General features: G+C 63.0%; 22 protein-coding genes and 1 pseudogene. 8 read left to right on the forward strand and 15 right to left on the reverse strand.

The features are described 5' to 3' along the window. Nucleotides 1-172: 172 nt before the first annotated feature. The gene (locus OY559_RS01720; RefSeq protein ID WP_277728432.1) at nucleotides 173-1114 is read right to left on the reverse strand and encodes an SOS response-associated peptidase family protein; all 942 of its coding nucleotides are present in this window, start codon (nucleotides 1112-1114) and stop codon (nucleotides 173-175) included. Between OY559_RS01720 and OY559_RS01725 the strand changes: the two genes are divergently transcribed. Then, nucleotides 1113-1355, forward strand: a complete 243-nt coding sequence (locus OY559_RS01725; protein ID WP_277728433.1) for a hypothetical protein — start codon at nucleotides 1113-1115, stop codon at nucleotides 1353-1355. The two genes, OY559_RS01720 and OY559_RS01725, sit on opposite strands and share 2 nt — an antisense overlap. A 4-nt stretch (nucleotides 1356-1359) precedes the next feature. After that, nucleotides 1360-1599 (forward strand): hypothetical protein, encoded by a 240-nt coding sequence (locus OY559_RS01730; RefSeq protein WP_277728434.1) that lies wholly within the window; start codon nucleotides 1360-1362, stop codon nucleotides 1597-1599. Here OY559_RS01730 and OY559_RS01735 read toward each other — a convergent pair. The 3 genes from OY559_RS01735 to OY559_RS01745 all read right to left on the reverse strand — a co-directional run bounded on the left by OY559_RS01735 (nucleotide 1596) and on the right by OY559_RS01745 (nucleotide 3852). Then, nucleotides 1596-2024: a hypothetical protein gene (locus tag OY559_RS01735; protein ID WP_277728435.1), complete on the reverse strand. Its 429-nt coding sequence runs from the start codon at nucleotides 2022-2024 to the stop codon at nucleotides 1596-1598. The genes OY559_RS01730 and OY559_RS01735 overlap by 4 nt on opposite strands. A gap of 7 nt (nucleotides 2025-2031) precedes the next feature. Next, nucleotides 2032-2376 (reverse strand): hypothetical protein, encoded by a 345-nt coding sequence (locus OY559_RS01740; protein WP_277728436.1) that lies wholly within the window; start codon nucleotides 2374-2376, stop codon nucleotides 2032-2034. A gap of 456 nt (nucleotides 2377-2832) precedes the next feature. After that, a complete protein-coding gene (locus OY559_RS01745) occupies nucleotides 2833-3852 on the reverse strand; it encodes an IS5 family transposase (RefSeq protein ID WP_277728437.1) in 1020 nt (339 codons plus the stop codon). Nucleotides 3853-3929: 77 nt separating this feature from the next. Between OY559_RS01745 and OY559_RS01750 the strand changes: the two are divergent. Beyond that, a pseudogene (locus tag OY559_RS01750) lies at nucleotides 3930-4094 on the forward strand (MerR family DNA-binding protein); the annotation flags it as partial. Nucleotides 4095-4197: 103 nt separating this feature from the next. Here OY559_RS01750 and lpdA read toward each other — a convergent pair. The 8 genes from lpdA to OY559_RS01790 all read right to left on the reverse strand — a co-directional run bounded on the left by lpdA (nucleotide 4198) and on the right by OY559_RS01790 (nucleotide 10041). Further along, the gene (lpdA, locus tag OY559_RS01755; RefSeq protein ID WP_277728438.1) at nucleotides 4198-5598 is read right to left on the reverse strand and encodes a dihydrolipoyl dehydrogenase; all 1401 of its coding nucleotides are present in this window, start codon (nucleotides 5596-5598) and stop codon (nucleotides 4198-4200) included. Between the two features lie 83 nt (nucleotides 5599-5681). After that, nucleotides 5682-5903, reverse strand: a complete 222-nt coding sequence (locus OY559_RS01760) for a DUF3330 domain-containing protein (RefSeq protein ID WP_277728439.1) — start codon at nucleotides 5901-5903, stop codon at nucleotides 5682-5684. A 15-nt stretch (nucleotides 5904-5918) separates the two neighbouring features. Continuing rightward, entirely contained in the window at nucleotides 5919-6251 is a 333-nt protein-coding gene (merD, locus tag OY559_RS01765) for a mercuric resistance transcriptional repressor MerD (RefSeq protein ID WP_277728440.1), read from the reverse strand. Between the two features lie 15 nt (nucleotides 6252-6266). Next, nucleotides 6267-7994, reverse strand: coding sequence for a mercury(II) reductase (gene merA, locus OY559_RS01770; protein ID WP_277728441.1), 1728 nt, complete (start codon nucleotides 7992-7994; stop codon nucleotides 6267-6269). Between the two features lie 242 nt (nucleotides 7995-8236). Next, a complete protein-coding gene (merC, locus tag OY559_RS01775; RefSeq protein ID WP_277728442.1) occupies nucleotides 8237-8674 on the reverse strand; it encodes an organomercurial transporter MerC in 438 nt (145 codons plus the stop codon). Between the two features lie 19 nt (nucleotides 8675-8693). Then, the gene (gene merP / locus OY559_RS01780) at nucleotides 8694-8972 is read right to left on the reverse strand and encodes a mercury resistance system periplasmic binding protein MerP (RefSeq protein ID WP_277728443.1); all 279 of its coding nucleotides are present in this window, start codon (nucleotides 8970-8972) and stop codon (nucleotides 8694-8696) included. Between the two features lie 20 nt (nucleotides 8973-8992). Beyond that, complete coding sequence (gene merT / locus OY559_RS01785) at nucleotides 8993-9346, reverse strand: mercuric ion transporter MerT (RefSeq protein WP_277729884.1); 354 nt, start codon at nucleotides 9344-9346, stop codon at nucleotides 8993-8995. Between the two features lie 62 nt (nucleotides 9347-9408). Beyond that, nucleotides 9409-10041, reverse strand: coding sequence for a hypothetical protein (locus OY559_RS01790; RefSeq protein WP_277728444.1), 633 nt, complete (start codon nucleotides 10039-10041; stop codon nucleotides 9409-9411). Between the two features lie 65 nt (nucleotides 10042-10106). On the opposite strand from OY559_RS01790, the gene merR reads away from it, so the two are divergent. Then, nucleotides 10107-10508, forward strand: coding sequence for a mercury resistance transcriptional regulator MerR (merR, locus tag OY559_RS01795; protein WP_277728445.1), 402 nt, complete (start codon nucleotides 10107-10109; stop codon nucleotides 10506-10508). Between the two features lie 213 nt (nucleotides 10509-10721). Here merR and OY559_RS01800 read toward each other — a convergent pair whose 3' ends face one another. Both OY559_RS01800 and OY559_RS01805 read right to left on the reverse strand, forming a co-directional pair. Next, nucleotides 10722-11243: a YheV family putative zinc ribbon protein gene (locus OY559_RS01800; protein ID WP_277728446.1), complete on the reverse strand. Its 522-nt coding sequence runs from the start codon at nucleotides 11241-11243 to the stop codon at nucleotides 10722-10724. A 9-nt stretch (nucleotides 11244-11252) separates the two neighbouring features. Continuing rightward, nucleotides 11253-11687, reverse strand: coding sequence for a helix-turn-helix domain-containing protein (locus OY559_RS01805; protein ID WP_277728447.1), 435 nt, complete (start codon nucleotides 11685-11687; stop codon nucleotides 11253-11255). Between the two features lie 491 nt (nucleotides 11688-12178). Here OY559_RS01805 and istA point away from each other — a divergent pair, with 491 nt between their 5' ends. After that, entirely contained in the window at nucleotides 12179-13732 is a 1554-nt protein-coding gene (istA, locus tag OY559_RS01810; RefSeq protein ID WP_277728448.1) for an IS21 family transposase, read from the forward strand. A 2-nt stretch (nucleotides 13733-13734) separates the two neighbouring features. Then, entirely contained in the window at nucleotides 13735-14469 is a 735-nt protein-coding gene (gene istB / locus OY559_RS01815; protein WP_277728449.1) for an IS21-like element helper ATPase IstB, read from the forward strand. Here the strand turns inward: istB and OY559_RS01820 are convergent. Continuing rightward, nucleotides 14466-14768, reverse strand: a complete 303-nt coding sequence (locus OY559_RS01820; protein WP_277728450.1) for a hypothetical protein — start codon at nucleotides 14766-14768, stop codon at nucleotides 14466-14468. The two genes, istB and OY559_RS01820, sit on opposite strands and share 4 nt — an antisense overlap. 309 nt (nucleotides 14769-15077) lie before the next feature. Between OY559_RS01820 and OY559_RS01825 the strand changes: the two genes are divergently transcribed. Then, entirely contained in the window at nucleotides 15078-15554 is a 477-nt protein-coding gene (locus OY559_RS01825) for a LexA family protein (protein ID WP_343228746.1), read from the forward strand. After that, nucleotides 15538-16785 carry a Y-family DNA polymerase gene (locus OY559_RS01830; RefSeq protein WP_277728452.1) on the forward strand — a complete coding sequence of 416 codons (1248 nt, stop codon included), beginning with the start codon at nucleotides 15538-15540 and terminating at the stop codon, nucleotides 16783-16785. Before OY559_RS01825 ends, OY559_RS01830 begins: the two co-directional genes overlap by 17 nt. The last annotated feature ends 2105 nt before the right edge of the window (nucleotides 16786-18890 follow it).

The following is an 18890-nucleotide window of genomic DNA, read 5'->3' on the forward strand; positions in this document are numbered from 1 at the left end:
CCATGGCTTGGGCCTCCGCAGGCCGCGTCGCCTCGATCCTTGACGAACCTACTGCCTGTTCTGTCTCGGCCATATCTTGTGGTCCGCAAGTACGCAGCTGAGTCGAGATCAGGTGGCGGTTAATCCATAGCGCCTAATCTGTCGTACCTCTTCTGCTGCATCTCATTCATGCTCATGCTGCCTTCGCAATCTGGTGCTCGTAGTACGGATGCTGCTTGTCATCGAATATGTCGTACAGGGCCTGCAGGTTGTTCGGATCCGGGTTCAACCACGCCTCAACGTGTTCCGGCTTGATATTGATGATCGTGCGATCGTGGCCGGCAGCGGCAACCTCAGGCTCCGGCTCGTCGGTGATGGCGGCGAAGCAAGGCAGGTCCGGCTCGATCCCGGCCGGATCGGTCCAGTTCGCCCAAAGGCAGGCCACCAGCATGGGCTCGCCTGTCTTCGGACGGAACTTGATGCGCTGACTGCCGCCACCCGGCTTGTCGACGTTCTCCCAGAATTCGTCAATCACCATCAGCGCGTGCGTGTAGCCGAACTGCTTGCGCCAGAAGCGCTCGAGGTTGTCACGGCGGGCGTTGTAGGTTCCGCTCATCTCCCGGGTCCGGGTGAAGTCGCTGGATGCCGGCATCCCGGGCTGCCTTAGCTGATAGCGCATCGGGCGTACCACGTAGTCATCGCCATCGCGCACGATCAGTGGCACCCACCACTGCGGGAAGAACTGCCAATCGCGGCTCTTCAACTCGGTGCGGTGAAGGTCCGCGATCCAGCCTTTCAGCTGCTCAATCTTGTTGCCGGCGATGCGGACGTGCTCGCTGGCGGCCTTCGTGACCTTGGTCTGCAGCTTCCGCTCGTTGTCCGCCTTGCGCTTGGCCTGCTTGAAGACTTCGGCTTGCCACTGGGCCTCGTCCTCGGCGAACTTCTCGTCAAACACCGCTCGCACCTCAGGTGGCAGCATGGGTCCTACCGTATCGATCACGCCCTTGGGGACCTTCTCTCGCTCCAGCCCGTTCTCTCGTAGCCAGAGCAAGGCGAAGGCCTTCAGGTCCATCACTGGGCCGTTGTGGCGCAGGAACTTGTTGTAGTCAGACTTGATCTGGGCGGAGTAGCACATGAGGGCAATCTCGCGGCGTCTACGTGCTAAGGCTATCCTGCAACGAATGAACGAGCCAAGTGACGACATCGACCCGCCAATTGGCACCCTTCCGGTGCTGGACTCTGGCCTGGCTGCGGTGTTCGGGTCTGCCAGCCCGTGGGGCTTGGCGCTCCAGCAGATGCAGGGGGCGCTTGCGCTGCTGGTGGATCCTGCGCGACCAGAATTTGATTCGCTTGGTGCCCATCTAAGCGTGCATTGACTCCATGAGCCAGCCAGCCCTCACGCCCGAGTTCGAAGCCGAACTGACCGCCCTCATGGCCAAACATGGCCTTACGGGCGAAGACGCCCAGCACCTGCTCAGGCGTATGGCCGTGATTATCGGCGTGCGCCAAGTGGCAGCAGAACTGGGACGGCCCTTGGACCGCAAGGAGCGGAAGAGCGCCTACGTGCGAATCGAGCGCGGCGAGGCGGTTTCCGCGGTTGCAGGCCTGTTCCGGCCTTAGGGTTCGAAGTCCCCTGGGGTAGCCAAGCCGCGGCGATTGAGCTCGGCTTGGACAGCTCTCTCGATCTCAGCGCCGCATTCTTCCGTGCAGCCATCGAATAGAGGGGCCTTGGCGTCATCCACTGCCCTCCAGAATGCCCGCTCACCCTCGGTGGCGTCAGGCAACTCCTCCAAGGCTGCCAGGAACATGTCCCAGCGGGGACCACTCAGGCGCTCTTGGGCCACGGTCGTATGGCGGATGCCTAACAGGCCGCCGAAGTCGAGGAGACGCTCATAGACCTCACTTCGCATGTCTTGGGGGGCCTGCCCCTCCACTTCAGCCCAGAGGGCGTCCAGAAACTCACGCGGGTTGCTGCCGACCTGGCCATCGCGGATGGCATTCTCGGCTTCATTTAGACGCGCCTGGAGTTCGTCCCGACTGAGCATGAGCCGACTATAGGCTCGCCGTGTTTTCCGGATGTGATGGCACGACCCCGGGGCCAATGCCGGGCATGTGCTCCATCATTTGCGCCAAGCGACACGAGGCGATCACTTGTATCTGGCGCGGCAGGATCCAGTTCTGCACGAAGGTTTTGCCGCGCGGTACGCTCGGAACAGTGACGGGGCGGCCAGGGTCGTCCACCCCGTCTGCCACAAAGCGCACTGCTAGCCCCCGGCCGTCGGGCTCAATCTTGGCGATCACCAGATCTTTGCGTATAGCCAACCAACTGCACACCGTTTTCACCGGAGCTGACCAGCGTCGCCAGTCAAACTGATCGCCGTTGTCAGAACTGCGCACCGTCGCCAGCCTGCCCGGCGTTTTCAGAACTGCACAGCGTCGCCAGAACTGATCAGAAGCCTGACATCTGAGCATCGACCGAGCACTGCAGCTGTGACAGTCATGGCACTTGGCTTCGAAGGGAATCTGCCCGGCAGGCCTACTGGCTGATTGGTTTGCTAGGCCCGGATTCCGCCGCTTATTACGAAGGTTGAGGCGCATCAGCGGCCGCTGCGCAAGGATGGCAGCTAGCAGCCGATCATCTCGGCCAAGACGGTTGCGGCAAAGGTGGGGTAGAACCCGGCCGTAGCTCCCGAGCACGCCGAACGTGCCGCGCGCCACCATCACAGCGGTGCAGCCCTTTTGCGAAAAATGGTGCCTAGGGATCCTCTGAACAACAGCCCCGCCCGAATGATGCGCAGCAATCAACCCACTGGCCTCGAACCGAACACATGAATCCTTGTGAGTTCGGCCTTTTCAGGCCGGAATCACCTGAACAACTGCCTGCTTTCCGTTCTGCGGACGCACCTTCCCTGCGATCGCCAGCAATCGCTTGCGCGCCATCCACAGGTTCGACAACGCGAACAGCGTGGCCACCTGTGCGCCATTCTTCGCCAGACCGCGGTAGCGCACCTTCGTGTAACCGAACTGCCGCTTGATCACCCGGAACGGGTGCTCGACGCGTGCGCGCACCTTCGCCACCAGGTGTTCGATGAACTCGCTCACATCCTTCAGCTCGCCCTCGGGCAGCGCCTTGATCCGGCTTCGCCGCTCAGCAATGTTCCAGTAGATCTTCTTGTCTTTCAGTTCTTCGCGCTTGTCCGCGCCCGTGTAGCCGGCATCGGCATACACCGTCTTTTCCTTTCCGTGCAGTAGTTTGCCGGTCTGCGTCACATCGGCCGCGTTTGCCGCCGTCGAAACCACCGTGTGCACAAGGCCAGAATCACGGTCCACGCCGATATGCGCCTTCATGCCGAAGAACCATTGATTGCCCTTCTTCGTCTGGTGCATCTCCGGATCCCGCGTACCGCTGCTGTTCTTCGTCGAGCTCGGTGCGTCGATGATCGTCGCGTCCACGATCGTGCCCGTACGCAGCAGCAGTCTGTTGTCTTGCAGATGCCGGTTCACCGCCTGCAACAGCTTCGCTGCCAAGCCGTGACGCTCGAGCAGGTGACGGAAGTTGAGGATCGTCGTCTCGTCCGGAATCCCCGCCAACAGCGAGAGCTTCGCGAACTGCCGCATCGAGGCGATCTCGTACAACGCCTCTTCCATCGCCGGATCACTGAGCGCATACCACTGCTGAAGGAAGTGGATGCGCAGCATCGTCTCCAGCGCATACGGCTGCCGGCCGCGCCCGGACTTCGGATAGTGTGGCGCGATCTGCGCCAACAGCGACGTCCACGGCACCACGCGTTCCATCTCGGCCAGAAACAACTCGCGCCGGGTCTGCTTGCGCTTGCCGGCATGCTCGGCGTCGGAGAAGCTCAGTTGCGTCATCGATTCGCGGATCCGATCAGTGATCGACAGTGTCGCCGATTGGCGCGGACTTGTTCAGAGGATCCCTAAGAGCTTGACCCTATAGCGGCATTCGCCGCTACGGTGCGGCGGACGTCGCGCGGGTGAAATTCGTGAAATCGGCGCAGCAGCCAGGCTTCAGCCTGGACGAAGTCGCACAACTGCTCAAGCTGGAGGACGGCACGCATTGCAGCGAGGCGGCCGAACTCGCCTCCCTGCGTCTGGTATCCCGCCTGAGCCGGGTTCGGTGTTGTAAGACGTCCTTCTTTCGGCACGAATGCGCCGACAGAGGCGATGCATTGAGCCCCGAAAGCCTCCTCTTGCAGCTCAACCCGCCCCTTCCTCACGATGCACGCCGCCAGCCGCCACATTCACCCCTTCCGCCAGAGTCGGATGGATGTGGATGGCGCGGGCGACATCCTGGAAGGTGGCACCCGCCTGCATGACGGCGATCAGCTCGTGGATCAGGTTGTCGCCTTCGGGGCCGATGATGTGCGCGCCTAGGATTCGGTCGGTTTTGTCGTCGGCGATGATCTTGATGAAGCCATCCGTTTCGCCGATGGCGCGGGCTTTCGCCACCGCCTTGAAGGGCTGCACGCCGACCTTGAGCGCGTAGCCCCGCTTCCTCGCTTCGGCCTCCGTCAGTCCGACGGATCCAATGGCAGGGTCGGTGAACACGGCGTGTGGCACGAGCCGGTGATCCGCCGTGGCGGTGGCGTCGCCCTTGATGAGGGCGCGATAGAGAATCTCCGCATCGTCTCGCGCCGAGTGCGTGAACATCGGTGGACCTTTCACGTCGCCCATCGCCCAGATGCCTGCAGTCGAAGTCTGGAATCGATTGTCAACCTTGATGAAACCGGCACGATCGGTTTCCACACCGACCGCCTCCAGGTTTAAGCTCGCCGTATTGGGCGTGCGCCCAGTGGCGACCAGCAAACGCGTGCCGCGGAAGGTCTTCTCTTCAGCGCCCACCCGAGCGCTGACCACAACGGTGCCGCCTGACTGTTGGACGCCCACCACCGCGGCGCCAGTGACAACTTCAATCCCTTCACGTCGAAACACGTCCAGGAGGACCGCGCTGATGTCCGGCTCCTCGTTCGGCACGAGGCGTTCGGCGCGCTGAAGCACCGTGACCCGCGAACCAAACCGTGCGTACATCTGGGCGAACTCGACGCCGACATAGCCGCCGCCGACGATGATCAAGGATTCCGGCAGTTCGGTGAGGTCGAGTGCAGACCGGTTGGTCAGATAGTCGACATCGGCCAGGCCGTCGAAGGGTGGGATCGTCGCTTCCGTGCCCGTATTGATGACGATCATCGCGGACTCCAGCAATCGGTCACCGACGGCCATTCGCCCAGGCGCTTTGAACCGCGCATCGCCTTCGATCAAGTGAAGGCGCTTGATCTTCCCGACACCGTGGTACGCGCCGTCCCGGATCGGCTTCACCACGTCGTCCTTGCGCTGGACGATCGCCCGCAGATCCGCTTTCGGCTCTCCGACCACGATCCCGAACTCGGCCGCGCGACGAACCTGGTGCATGATCTTCGCCGAGTGGATCATGGTCTTGGTCGGGATGCAGCCGCGGTTGAGGCACGTGCCGCCAAGCAGTTCTTTCTCGACCAGCGCCGTCTTTCGGCCTTTCAGCGCGGCTTTCTGGGCCAATGGGACGCCCGCCATGCCACCACCGATCACGATCAGGTCGAACTGCTCCACGGGTGCTGTGCTCATTGGAAACCTCCTGAGTGAATTTACCGGTGTCTGCGGTGTGTCGGCTGGGGCGCCGGCCTGTGGGAATCGGGGCGTCCCAGGGTTCATGGCCGACGAGGCGCTTGGACCTGGTCTGCTTTGCCTCTTTCTGCGGAAGGTGTCGTCGCTGTGGCCTCGCCTTCGGCGCGTGCCTTGAAGCGCTGCAGGCATTCCAGGCCGCAGAAGTGCCCGACGTATTCGGCGCCTTCCGGTGTCAGCGCGGCGGCAAGCGGGATTTCCTTGCAGCAGACACAGCAACTGGCAAGGGTGGTGCCGGCGGCGTTCATGGGGAACTTCCTTCGTTAGGCCAGCTCAGTCAACTGGGCCTTGATCGCGGACAACGTCGCTTGCCTCGCCGCAACGTGCGCGAGTAGGCGCTGCGCGCAGCCGGTCACGTCCGACCTGTCGTTTGTGTCAAGCGCCCGGCACAGGTGCGTCAACTCGTCCAGGCCAATACCGGCCTCAAAGGCGGCTCGCACGAAGCGCAGCCGCGCCAACGATTGCTCGTCGAAAATGCCGTAGCCACTTTCCGTGCGCCGCGTCGGGTGCAGCAGACCGCGCAGCACGTGGTCGCGCACCACGTGCACGCTCACGCCTGCGTCTTCGGCCAATCTGGATATCGTGTAGGCGTTCATATCTGCGCCCGGCGGCTAGCCCGCACAGCACGACAGTTGCTTCACGTCCTTGGTAAAGGTCTGCGCGGCAAGCTTCAATCCCTCGACCATCGTCAGGTAGGGGAACAGTTGATCAGCAAGGTCCTGAACGGTCATCCGCGCCCGTATGGCGAGCGCCGCGGTCTGGATGAGTTCGCCCGCTTCCGGGGTGACCGCCTGCACGCCGATGAGCCGGCCGCTGCCGGCCTCGGCAACCAGTTTGATGAAGCCGTGTGTGTCGAAGTTGACGAGCGCACGTGGCACGTTGTCGAGCGTCAGCGTACGGCTGTCGGTCTCGATCCCGTCGTGGTGCGCCTCCGCCTCGCTGTAGCCGACGGTGGCCACCTGCGGATCGGTGAACACCACCGCCGGCACGGTATTCAGATCCAATGCCGCCGCGCCGCCGGTCATGTTGATCGCCGCACGGGTGCCGGCCGCGGCAGCCACGTAGACGAACTGGGGCTGGCTGGTGCAGTCGCCGGCCGCGTAGATGTCGGCTGCGCTGGTGCGCAGTGTGCGATCGACCACGATCGCGCCGCGTTCGTCCAGTGTCACGCCGGCATTCTCCAGGTCCAAGCTGCGGGTATTGGGCGAGCGTCCGGTGGCGATGAGCAGCCGGTCGGCGCGCAGTTCGCCGTGGGTCGTGGCGAGCACGAACTCCTCGTCCTGGTACGCCACCTCACTGGCCTGGGTCTGTTCCAGCACGTCGATGCCCTCGGCGCGGAAGGCCGCTGTCACGGCCTCGCCGATAGCTGGGTCTTCGTGGAAGAACAAGGCGCTGCGCGCCAGGATGCTGACGTGGCTGCCCAGACGAGCGAAGGCCTGCGCCAGTTCCACCGCCACCACCGAGGAGCCGATGACCGCCAGCCGCTTGGGAATCGTGTCGCTGGCCAGCGCCTCGGTCGAAGTCCAATACGGCGTGTCCTTCAGACCCGGGATCGGCGGCACCGCGGCGCTGGCGCCGGTGGCGATCAGACAACGGTCGAATGCCACTTCGCGCTCACCGCCATCCTCCAGTTGCACAAGCAGCGTGTGGCCGTCGCGGAAGCGCGCTTCGCCCCGCACCAGCTCGATGTTCGGGTTCCCATCCAGGATGGCTTCGTACTTGGCATGGCGCAGCTCGTCGACGCGGGCTTGCTGTTGGGCGAACAGACGCGTGCGATCAACGGCGGGTTCGCCCGCGGCAATGCCATCGTCGAAGGGGCTGGTCCGCCGCACATGCGCGACGTGCGCCCCGCGGATCATGATCTTCGAGGGCACGCAGCCGACGTTGACGCAGGTGCCGCCGATCGTGCCACGTTCGATCAGCGTGACCTGGGCCCCCAATTCGGCGGCCTTGAGCGCGCCGGCCATGGCGCCGCCGCCGCTGCCGATGACGGCGATCCGCAGGCGCGCCGGCGCTTCCGCCGAATCCGCAGTGTTCGATGGGCTGCGCGACTTGAGCAGCCCGCCCAGGGAACCCAGCACCTTGCCGATGCCAGAGGGCTTCGTATCTGAGGTTGCTATGGCCTCGCGCTCCACAGGCTCCGCGAGCCGGTAGTTGCGCGGCAAGGCTGCGTTCAATTGCTCCAGCGTCAGCGGCTGCGCGCTGCGCACGCGGGCTTCCTTTTTGGGATAGCTGACCGTGACCCCGATGAGTTCCGGCACCGATTGCAGTGCCTTCTCCACGTGGTTGGCGCAGTCCGCGCAGGTCATGCCGGTCACGTTCAAGATGAGTTCGTTCATGGTGTTCCTAACTAAGAATCGGGTCCGATGTCGGAGGCGACGGCGTCTGCGAGCCGTGGCGAAATGAGAGGAGCCGCCTGTCGTGGCACGGGAGACGCCTTCGTAATCAGCAGCAATACGGCGCGGCCACTATCAGCAAAAGCGCGATGCCGACGATGATCCCAATCGCATAGAAATCGTCTTTCTTTGAGAACAGCCACGCCTTCATGGGTTGCAACGTCTCGTCGTCGGATTAACAGGGATTAACAGCAGTCTGTCTGGTCATGGCTTGAATTGCTGCCGGCTTTGCGCGGCCGGGAAATCAAGTCCCAGATCGCAACCACGATCATGAGCACCAGGCCGGGATACAGCAGGAAGCCGCTTCGCTGGTCCAAAGCCCGCATCACGAACACGGCGGCCAACACCAGGAGCGGGCCAGCCACGCCCAGTGCTCCCCGGAACCATTGCCCGTGACGACGCCAACTGATCACGTTGGCCAGGAGCGCGATGCCGGCGAACAGGGGGAGCAGGAAGCGGATAAACAGCCCTTCGTACTGACTCAAGAAACCCAGGCCGATGGCGGCGCCGAGGCTGCCAAGGGCGGGAAAACATGCGGCACAACCGATCGCCGCAACGATGGCGCCGATGACACCCGCTTTATCGGCGGCGCGAGTGACGGGATCAGGATTGATGGTGGGCATCAGGACGGCCTCCAGAGCTTCAGTTCTTGGCAGTGGACGGATAGCCCACGTTGGTCGTCGCGTCGGTGAGCGCCTTGAGCGTGGTCTTGGTGTCGTCGTAGGTCACGACGGCCTCCTTGGGCTCCCACGTGACCTTGACTTCGACCACGCCATCCACCTTCTGCAGCGCCTTCTTGACGGTGATCGGGCAGGTCGCGCAGGTCATGCCCGGCACGGCGAGCGTCACGGTCTTGATGGCGGCCCAAGCCGGAGCGGTGAACGCGAGGCCCAGGGCGAGAACGGCGGCAAGTTTCTTCATGTGCGGATCCTCCAGAAGGGTCAGTAGAACAACGGTGCGAGGTAAGGGAACGTCAGCGCCAGCAGAACCAAGGCGGCGACGATCCAGAACAACACTTTGTAGGCGGTCTTGACCTGCGGCACGGCGCAGACGTCGCCCGGCGCGCACTCGGCCGCCGGCCGGTAGATGCGGCGCCAGGCGAAGAACATGGCGATCAGCGCCGCGCCGATGAAGATCGGACGGTAGGGTTCGAGCGCAGCCAGGTTGCCCAGCCACGCGCCGCTGAATCCCAGGGCCACCAGCACCAGCGGGCCGAGGCAGCACGCCGAGGCCAGGATTGCCGTGATGCCCCCGGCGAGAAGGGCTCCAGAGCCCGTTTTGTTGGTGTTTTTCATCGAGATGTCGAGCTCCATTACGATTCAACGCTTGCACCTTACTGCCGTACTTCAGTACGGAGTCAAGCATCCTGCTCAGAGGTGGCCTGCCCAGCGTGGGGATGAACTGCGCCCGCGGGCAGCAACGTGGCGGGGGTCACTACGGTCTCCCATTGCGCCTGCGATCCGAGATGCTGTTGCAGCACATCTCGCGCGCCAGCCACCAGCCGAGTGAGGCGGGTTTCGATGGGAATTTCCTCCTCCGCGATGAGCACATCCCGGAACGCGCACGCCAGATCGCATTGCAGCGCGGATCCGTCGGGCAACGGCACGCGCTCACGCGACAGGAGCAGTACGAGCCGCGCCGCGATGGTGTGCGCCTCTTCCTCGCTGAGCTGATCGACGGTCTCGCGTCGATACCAGTGCTGCGGGTCCGGAAAGGTCGTGAGCAGCGCCGATGACGGCGCCGCGGGGACGGCTGCAACGTCGCTGATGCCACCGAGGGCGGTCCGTAGCCGGCCGACCTGCTGATCGACGTCGAGTGTGCGCCGCCATTCGACCGCTATCACGTCACCGTGCCGGTGCAGCCAAGCACACTCGATGTCGAATTGCTCTTCCAAGCGCGCCAGCACGGGTTTGGCGCGGCAACCGCAGCCGATCTGCGGGACTGCCTCGCACACCAAGGGAGCTGAGTAGAAACCAACGAACGCGGGCATAGGCTTCTCCGGACGGGCCGAATGGCCGTAAGCTACCTCCGTAGTCAGGTACGGAATCAAGTGACATGACGAGCAATCCGGAAAGCCTGACCATCGGCGCCTTCGCCAAGGCGGCCGGGGTCAACGTCGAGACGATCCGGTTCTACCAGCGCAAGGGGCTGCTGCTCGAACCGGAGAAACCCTATGGCGGCATCCGCCGCTACGGTGCGGCGGATGTCGCGCGGGTGAAATTCGTGAAATCGGCGCAGCAGTTAGGCTTCAGCTTGGACGAAGTCGCACAACTGCTCAAGCTGGAGGACGGCACGCATTGCAGCGAGGCGGCCGAACTCGCCTCCCTGCGTCTGGTCGATGTGCGCGCCCGTCTGGCTATGCTCATGCGCATGGAGTCGGCGCTCTCCAATCTGGTGAAGGAGTGCAGCACGAGCCGGGGCCAAGTGTCCTGCCCGCTTATCGCCGCGCTGCACTGAGCCGCATGACGAAACTGGATCGCTATCGCGACGCCACTACACGCAAGAATCACCCGCCGCAGCCATGAGTCGGCCGTGCGTCACTTCGAGGTCGAATGGGGTGGTCCCACGCGTACGTCCGCTTTGGATGAAAGCGGACTCTGGTCAACACCAGCATTCCGATCACTTCTCGCCGGAACTGTGGTCAACGTTAACCAGCGCACGCAACTTTGATCAATCCAGCATCTTCCCGCAAACGTAGCCGGCGAAGAGGGCGATCACACCGCCGGCCGCCAGTGTCGGCCGCAGGGCCGACGGCAAGCTCGGGGCAAAGTAGATCGCCGCCAAGCCACCGCCGATCAGTCCCATCGCCCAGCGCAACAGCTGTCGCTGCCGATGCGCATGCCATTGCCGCTGCCGCTCCTGCACCAACCGCTGTTCGTGGGCAAACAAGTCGTAGTCGCAGTGAACGCACTCTCGCGTCGCCTGCCAAGTCCAGCGGTCGCATTGCGGACAAATCCGACCATTGCGATGATGCGGCGGCGGCCCCTTGGGTGTGTCCGGCACCAGGACGACGACCGGCGGTGCCGGATCGGGCAGCCTCGGCGCTGGACGCGGCTCCGGCGCTGTCTCCGGCTCGGCTTCGGCCAGCAATTCCTCCACTTCCTTGCGAACGGCGGCGGCAGATGCGTGCTCCAGAACGGGCCCGCGCACCGGCAGGCGGGTGATTTTCGGATCGTCGCGGAACTCGTCCACCGCGCCCGCCTACGCCGTCAGCGACAAAACATCAGCCATCTGCGCCGGATCGACCTTGGCTCGGTCCCTGAACTGCAAGTACAGCACCTTGATCAGCCGCGCTTTCTTGGCCGGCGCCAGCTTCTTGTGGGTGCGCTGCAGATGCGATTCGACCCCGATGATCACCGCCTCCAGAATATCGGGCTTGACCGAGGCGCCGGCTTTGCGGGGATCGCGGCCAGGGCCGATCAATACCCACAGAGGGTCGAGGCCGAACACGGCGTGCAGCGTGGTGAGCACGGCCGCCGGCAGTTCGCGCTCGCCGCGCTCGTAGTTCTGATAGGCCCGCGGCGACAGGCCGAGTCGCTCGGCAAACTCGATCTGGGACAAGCGCTGGTCTTCGCGAACCGCCGCCAGGCGCTCGCCCACGGCGAGATTGTCATCGCTATTTGACAGCTTACTCATTTGTGCTAGCGTTGGCCTCACTTGTCACGCGGACGCTACCACATGACCCGGGCCCAGCGACAGCACGAACGCATAAAAATGCAGCTCCGGCTGCGCGGCAGCTCCTTGGCGGAAGTCGCTCGGGAGCTGGGAGTGACGCGGACCACGGTCACCGCGGTGTGCCAGGGGCGCTGTCGGTCGCAGCGGATCGAGCTGGCCATCGCCGGCAAGTTAGGCATGACGGCCGAGCAGCTCTGGCCCGAACGGCATCGGGCACCAGCCAATGAGGGAGTACCCGCCATGACCTAGACATTCTAGGCGGGAAAAGCACAAGCCCCCGACGTGTCGAGCGCCGAGGGCCTGAGGAAGCAGAAGCAGTTGGTGCCTGCATCCTCCGTGATTTTCCCCTGACCGTCAAGCCGGACCGGCGCGCAAGCCCGGTTCAGAGGGAACCGTTGCCTGCGTTCGGCCGAAGCGTCGCCGTCGGGCCACTACGGACTGCAGGAGGAAGGATGAAAAGCCTGAAAGACGTGTGTCGTTTGATCTTGACCACGCCGCTGTCGAATCGCCGCATCGCCGACGCCACTCATGTCTCGCCGAACACGGTCTGCCGCTACCGCGAGGTCTTGAGCGAAAAGGGGCTGGACTGGGAGGCCATTGGCGCCCTCGATGACCAGGAGATTGATCGGCGGCTCAACACGGGCCGCAGCCAGTTGCTCAAGGCGTTCATCGAGCCGGACTGGAACGACATCGACCGCGAGCTGCGCAAGGTCGGCGTCACGATCCGATTGCTACACGAGGAATACGCCGCGAGCCTGACGTCGGGCGCGATGTCGGAATCGGAGTTCCGCCGACGCTACGAGAAGCACCGCCGGGCCCATGGCCTGGTGATGCGGCAGATCCACCCGCCGGGCGAATCGCTGTTCATCGACTACTCGGGCAAGCGGCCGTCGATCACCGACTCGGCCACCGGCATCGCAACGCCCGTGGAGTTGTTCGTCGCGGTGATGGGGGCCAGTCGCAAGACCTTCGCCCTGGCCACCGACAGCCAGAAACTGCCGGACTTCATCGAGGCGCACACGCAGGCGATGCGCTTCTTCGGGGGCAGCACGCGTTACTGGGTGCCGGACAACCTCAAGTCCGCCGTCACCAAGCGCTCGAAGGACGACGGCGCGCTGATCAACGCCACCTACAGCGAATGCGCCCGGCACTACGAGGTATTGGTGCTGCCGACCCGGCCGCGCCGGCCCAAGGACAAGGCGAGTGTCGAGGTCGGCGTGCTGGTGGCGCAGCGCTGGGTCCTCGCCCGACTGCGCAACCGCGTCTTCTACTCGCTGACGGAGCTCAACGCCGCCATCCGCGCCTTGCTCGACACGTTGAATGACCGCCCGATGCGCTCGGCCGGCGGCAAGACCCGCAACCAGCTGTTCGCCGACCTGGACCGGCCGGCGCTCACGCCCCTGCCACCCCAGCCCTACGAGTTCGCCGACTGGCTGCTCAATGTCCGGGTGGGGCAGGACTACCTGGTGATGGTCGACGAGCACTTCTACTCGGTGCCGTTCCACCTGGTCGGGGCGAAGGTCAATGTCCGCGTCTCGCCGCGAGAAGTGGCTGTCCTTCACCGCGATCGCCGCGTAGCCACGCACCCGCGTTCCCACCAGAAAGGTGGTTACAGCATTCTCGCCGAACACCGGCCGGCGGCGCATCGGGTGTTTGCCGAGAACAAGCCGGCGTCGCTGCTGAGCTGGGCGACGGCCCAGGGCGGCGCCGTGCATGCGTTCATCCAGCACCACATCGAACGCCACCGGCAGCCGACGCTCTCGGTGCGGGCCTGCCAGGGCCTGCGCCGGATGGCGGAGCAGTACGGCATGGCGCGCCTGCAGGCCGCCTGTGGTCGCGCGAACGCCATCGGCGCCCCCAGCGTCCACTCCGTGGAATCGATGCTGCAGCGGGGCCTGGAAAACGCCCCGGTGGCCGTCGACCAGGCCGCCAACGACACCCCCATGCCGACGCACGACAACGTGCGCGGCGCCGAGTACTTCCAGACCCCCGACGAAGGAGAATAACGATGTCGATCGAACAAACCATGGACCTGCTTGGCCAGTTGCGCCTGACGGGCATGCGCGCGGGACTCGAACACCAGCTGACGCAGCCGGTCTACGCCGAGCTGCCGTTCGAGCAGCGCTTCGGCCAGCTGGTGGACGCCGAGGCCAGTCAGCGCGACAGCCAGCGGCTCAAGCGGCTGCTGTACAACGCCAAGCTCAAGGTGCAGGCCGAGCCGGAGGCGATCGACTATCGGCCGGGCCGCGGCCTGGATCGCGCGGTAGTCGCCGACCTGCTGACCTGCGGCTGGGTCGAGCGCCGGCAGAACGTGCTGATCACCGGCCAGACGGGCACGGGCAAGACTTGGCTGGCCTGCGCCTTGGCGATGCAGGCGGCGCGCAAGGGCATGTCCGTCGGCTACAAGCGTGTCGGCCGCCTGTTGGAGGAAATGGAGATCGCCCACGCGGACGGCTCCCTGGGCAAGCTGCGCAACCAGTTGGCCAAGATGCAGTTGCTAGTGCTCGATGACTTCGGCTTGGTGCCGCTGAACTCGCGGGGTCGCGCCGACCTGCTGGAAGTGCTGGATGATCGCGTCGGCAGCGGCGCCACCATCGTGGCGGGCCAGATGCCGGTGAAAGAATGGCATGCCTTCATCAACGATCCGGCCCTGGCCGATGCCATCCTCGATCGCCTCATCCACAGCAGCCACAAGCTGGCCCTCAAGGGCGAGTCCATGCGCAAGCAGAAAGCCAGCGGCTAAAGGTCTCCAGGGTGGTCAGTCAAGAAGCACTGGCCACCCTGAATGTCCTGATCAGTTCTGGCGACGCTGTGCAGTTCTGAAAACACCGGTCTGGCTGGCGACGGTGAGCAGTTCTGAAAACGGTGATCAGTTGAGCTGGCGACGCTGGTCAGTTTCGCTGGCGACGGCGTGCAGCTGCCTGGCGGTATGTAATCTTCGTAGAAGTAGCTGTAGACCTTGCGGTGCGGATTGATCTGAAACAGATCACTTTGGTGCGGTGTTTCGCGCCAGTGGAAGCCTTGCTGCATCGAGAAAGACATATCGGTCCTGCTAGTTCGTCGTACGCACGCCCTTCGATGGCGAACGGACGCGAAGATTACGGATTGCCTGTCGAAACCCCGTCAACGACGGCTACTAGCCCTCGCGATTCTTCAGCTTCTAGACGGGATGTCCGCGCGTGAAACAGAAGCGGACCGATGCGCTCTGCCGTTCCACGACTTCTCCAGGCCAGATGCATCAATGGGTTTCGGCTGTTCAGCGAAATACTAATAGCGAGGGCAGCAGCTGCAGGACTAGGCTTTTATGCCCGGTCGCATCCCGTGCGACTAGGTCGCCAGAGGATGCGCGCCATGTTCATCGCCACCGAGACCACCGCCCATCTGTTGGGTCCTGCCGCAATCGATCCGATCGCGCTCTTCTTGCCGATGGGGGCTGTGGCGGCTCGTGCCGGCTTCCCATCGCCGGCCGAAGACTTCCAAGACGACGCGCTGGATCTCAACGGCCTGCTGGTGAAGAACGCGCCCGCGACCTTTCTCTACCGGGCTGAAGGTTGGTCTATGCTGCATGCAGGTATTTGCGATGGCGACATTCTCGTAGTCGATCGTTCGGTGACCCCGCGCGATGGGGATCTCGTGATCGCCACCTGGGACGGTAACCAGCCGACCTGCAAAGTGCTGAAGGTCTGTGCAGACCACCTCGAGCTCCATAGCCGCAACCCGCACTTCCAGCCTATCGTCCTTGCGCCGGGCACAGAAGCCGAGGTCTTCGCCGTCGTGAGCGTGGCCCGGCAGATTCAGAGAGGCCGCCAGCGTGTTCGGTCTGGTTGACGGCAACAACTTCTACGCCAGTTGTGAACGGGTCTTCGATCCGGCCATTAGGCAAAAGCCCGTTATTGTCCTGAGCAACAACGACGGCTGTGCCATTGCTCGCAGTGCTGAGGCTAAAGCGCTGGGCATCAAGATGGGGCAGCCGATCCACTTGGTACCACCGACTCTGCGAAGGCAGCTGGTCGTGCGCTCGGCCAACTTCGCCCTGTACGGCGACATGAGCGATCGCGTTGTGGCCATTCTCCGTGAGTCTGCGCCGCGGGTTGAGGTGTACTCCATCGACGAGTCTTTTATCGACCTGGCGGGGATACGTGACCGCGAGGCATTCGCGCGGGATCTCCGGGAGCGTGTCCAACGATGGACGGGAATCCCTAACTGCATTGGTATCGCCCCTACCAAGACACTGGCTAAGCTGGCCAACAAGTTGGCTAAGAAAGGTGATGGCGTGGTCATGCTGTCGAGCCGCGAGGCGCAGCGGTCGGCATTGGACGACTTCCCCGTCTCAGACGTGTGGGGAGTGGGACACCAGTGGACAGCCAAGCTAGCTCCGCTGGGTATCACGACGGCTGGCCACCTTCGGGATGCGCCCACGGACCTCATCCTGGAGAAGTTCGGCGTTGTCATGACCCGAACTCAACGAGAACTACGGGGAACTCCCTGCGTGGGCCTTGAGGACATCGAGCCCGATCGCAAGCAGATCATGGTGAGCCGTTCCTTTGCAGCACGGGTAGAGGACCACGAAGCTGTTGCTCAAGCCATGGCGACCTTTGCCGTGCGGGCCTGCGAGAAGATGCGAAGGCGAGGATTGGTGACCGCCGCCATAGGCGTGTTCGCCAGTACAGATAGCTTCCGCCCGGAACTGAAGCAGCACCATCCGGCGCGGACCGTGAACCTTCCAACGTCCACGGGAGACACCCGAATTGTCCTGGCCACCGTCCGCCAATTGCTGAGGGGAATGCTCCGGCCTGGCTATGGCTACAAGAAGGCTGGCGTGAATCTAATGGACTTGGGGCGTCCAAGTGAGTTGCAGGGTGACCTGTTCGCGCCAACGATAGCCGGCGACGACGAGCTCATGAGCGTGGTCGACAGGATCAATCGCCGCTTCGGCCGTGGAGCTGCAGGGTTCGGGGCGAGCGCATGGCAACCTAAGCCTGCCTGGGGCATGCGCCAACAGATGCTGTCGCCCAACTACACCACGTCATTCCGCGACCTTCCCCGCGCCGCCTGCTAGGTTACACATGCTCTTTCGCAGCCAGGAACGAGAGAAGTTTCCGTACGAGTACCCAACACATCTGCTTGAGATGGTCGCAGGACTGCCTAAGGCGCCCGGCGTGTACCAATTCCACGGCGATGGGCAGTCCGTCCCTCTGTACATCGGTAAGAGCGTCGACATACGGACCCGGGTGATGAGCCATCTGAGGGAGCCGCGCGAGGCTCGGCTGCTGGCTCAAACGCGGTCCATCACGCACGTCCGTATGGCGGGCGACATCGGGGCAAGGCTGCTTGAGGCGCAGCAAATAAAGGCGCTGCAGCCCCTATACAACAAGAAGCTTCGGCGGACTCACCGGATATGCTCTATCGCCTTGGATCTGGGCGAAGTCCGCTATGCCTTCTCCAATGAGCCAGACTTCCGGCATCGACCAAGTCTGTACGGCCTATTCGGCAGTAAGGCTACTGCTCAGGAAGCTTTACGAGCGCTGGCCGACGAGCATGAGCTCTGCTATGCGCGCTTAGGTTTGGAGAGGACCCCTGGAGGCCGCCCCTGCTTCCGGCACTCGATAGGCCGATGCGGGGGTGTGTGCGCCGGCAAAGAGGAAGGCGCCGAACATGACGCAAGAGTTTTTGCTGCCCTCCAAACGATGGAGGTTATGCGATGGCCCTATGAGGGCAGGGTGGCGATTGAGGAGCGCGACGGGTCATTCCGCAAGCTCCACGTGATCGATCGGTGGACGTACTTGGCAACGGCTGGAAACCTTCGTGAGGCCCGTCGAATCAGTGGAAAGGCCGGCGACTTTGATCGGGACAGCTACCACATTCTGTCCACGGCAATTGCGGCCGGCTCTATGAAGTTGACACCCCTGCAGGTTTAGCGGTCGCAAAAACATGCAAGGCGCAACGTCTGGCAGTTACTCAACTACGCTACAACAACTCCCAGCGGCTACGGCCTAAGCTTCTCGTTTCGGCCTACCTCTCTGCTTGCTCTGCTAGCCGCGGCGATACCTCAATCAGATCTGTTTCGCAGTCGCTCCACCTCAAGCCTTAGCTCGAGGTTCTCGGTGTGAAGCCGTGAAATCTCATCGGCCGCAGCCGACGCGCGACTCGAAGTTACTCGCCGCTGAGAGTCTCTTATATATGCTGCTTGACTCGTGACATTCGCATGGCCGAGGGCGGCTGCTAGAGACAACGCAATCGAATCGCCGCCAGTGTCGAGCCCAAGCTCAAGTCTCGCATCAATCTCGCGAGCAATAAACTCATTCGTGTACCCACGTCGCCAAGAGTGCAGGCCAGAGCCTCTCGGCCAACCAAGGGCGCGCGCAGCCCTGCAGAAGATGGCCGATGCTGAATGTGGCGACAAAGGCCTGCCCGTCTTCTTGCTTAAAAAGAGTGCTGAACCATGCTCCACGCCATCCTTTACGAAGGAACGGCGAGTTGTTCCGATGAACTCTAGAACTTGCACCGCCGTACGCTGCGGAACGGAAAATGAATTGCTGTAGCCAAACTTTTGCTCGCGCGGCCTCACCCACAACTCTTCCATATCGTCTGTCGCCTGCGCAAAGTCCTCGACTGTAAGGCTCATGATTGATCCGCGTCGCCACCCTACATTCCATGCGAGCTCGAAAATTAGACAGTTACGCCGTGCTGTGGGTTCATCAAGCATCGAGTAAAAGTAAGACGCCAGCTCAGATCGATGCTTGTTCGATGGAACAAACGCCATTCGATGCTTGCTGGCCTCCCCGGCGTTCCGAAAGCAGAGGGGGTACCTGGTGGCATGACCTAGCCTACGTGATCGCTTTAGGCCAGAGCGGTCTAGCAGGAGACTGCTGGTAATCGGGTACCCATGTGCGCCGATCAGCGATCGGCATTGTCCATAGTGCACATCCTTTTGCAGCCAAGCGAAGAAGATATACAGAGTGCGCAGTTCGAGATTGACAGACCTTAGTCGAGCTCTTTCATCGCCGCTTGAGTTCTTGCCAAAAACGCCAACCCTGAAATCCCGGTAAGACTTGAGTACATGATCGGACGACTTCCAAAACTCTATGTGGTTACATTCCAAGTACTCGTAGTACTTGAAGATCGCGTAAGCACGCCCTTCAACCGTCTTAGCGCTCAGCTGCG

It is taken from the genome of Pseudoxanthomonas sp. SE1 (genome assembly GCF_029542205.1).
In the GTDB taxonomy this organism is placed as follows: Bacteria; Pseudomonadota; Gammaproteobacteria; order Xanthomonadales; family Xanthomonadaceae; genus Pseudoxanthomonas_A.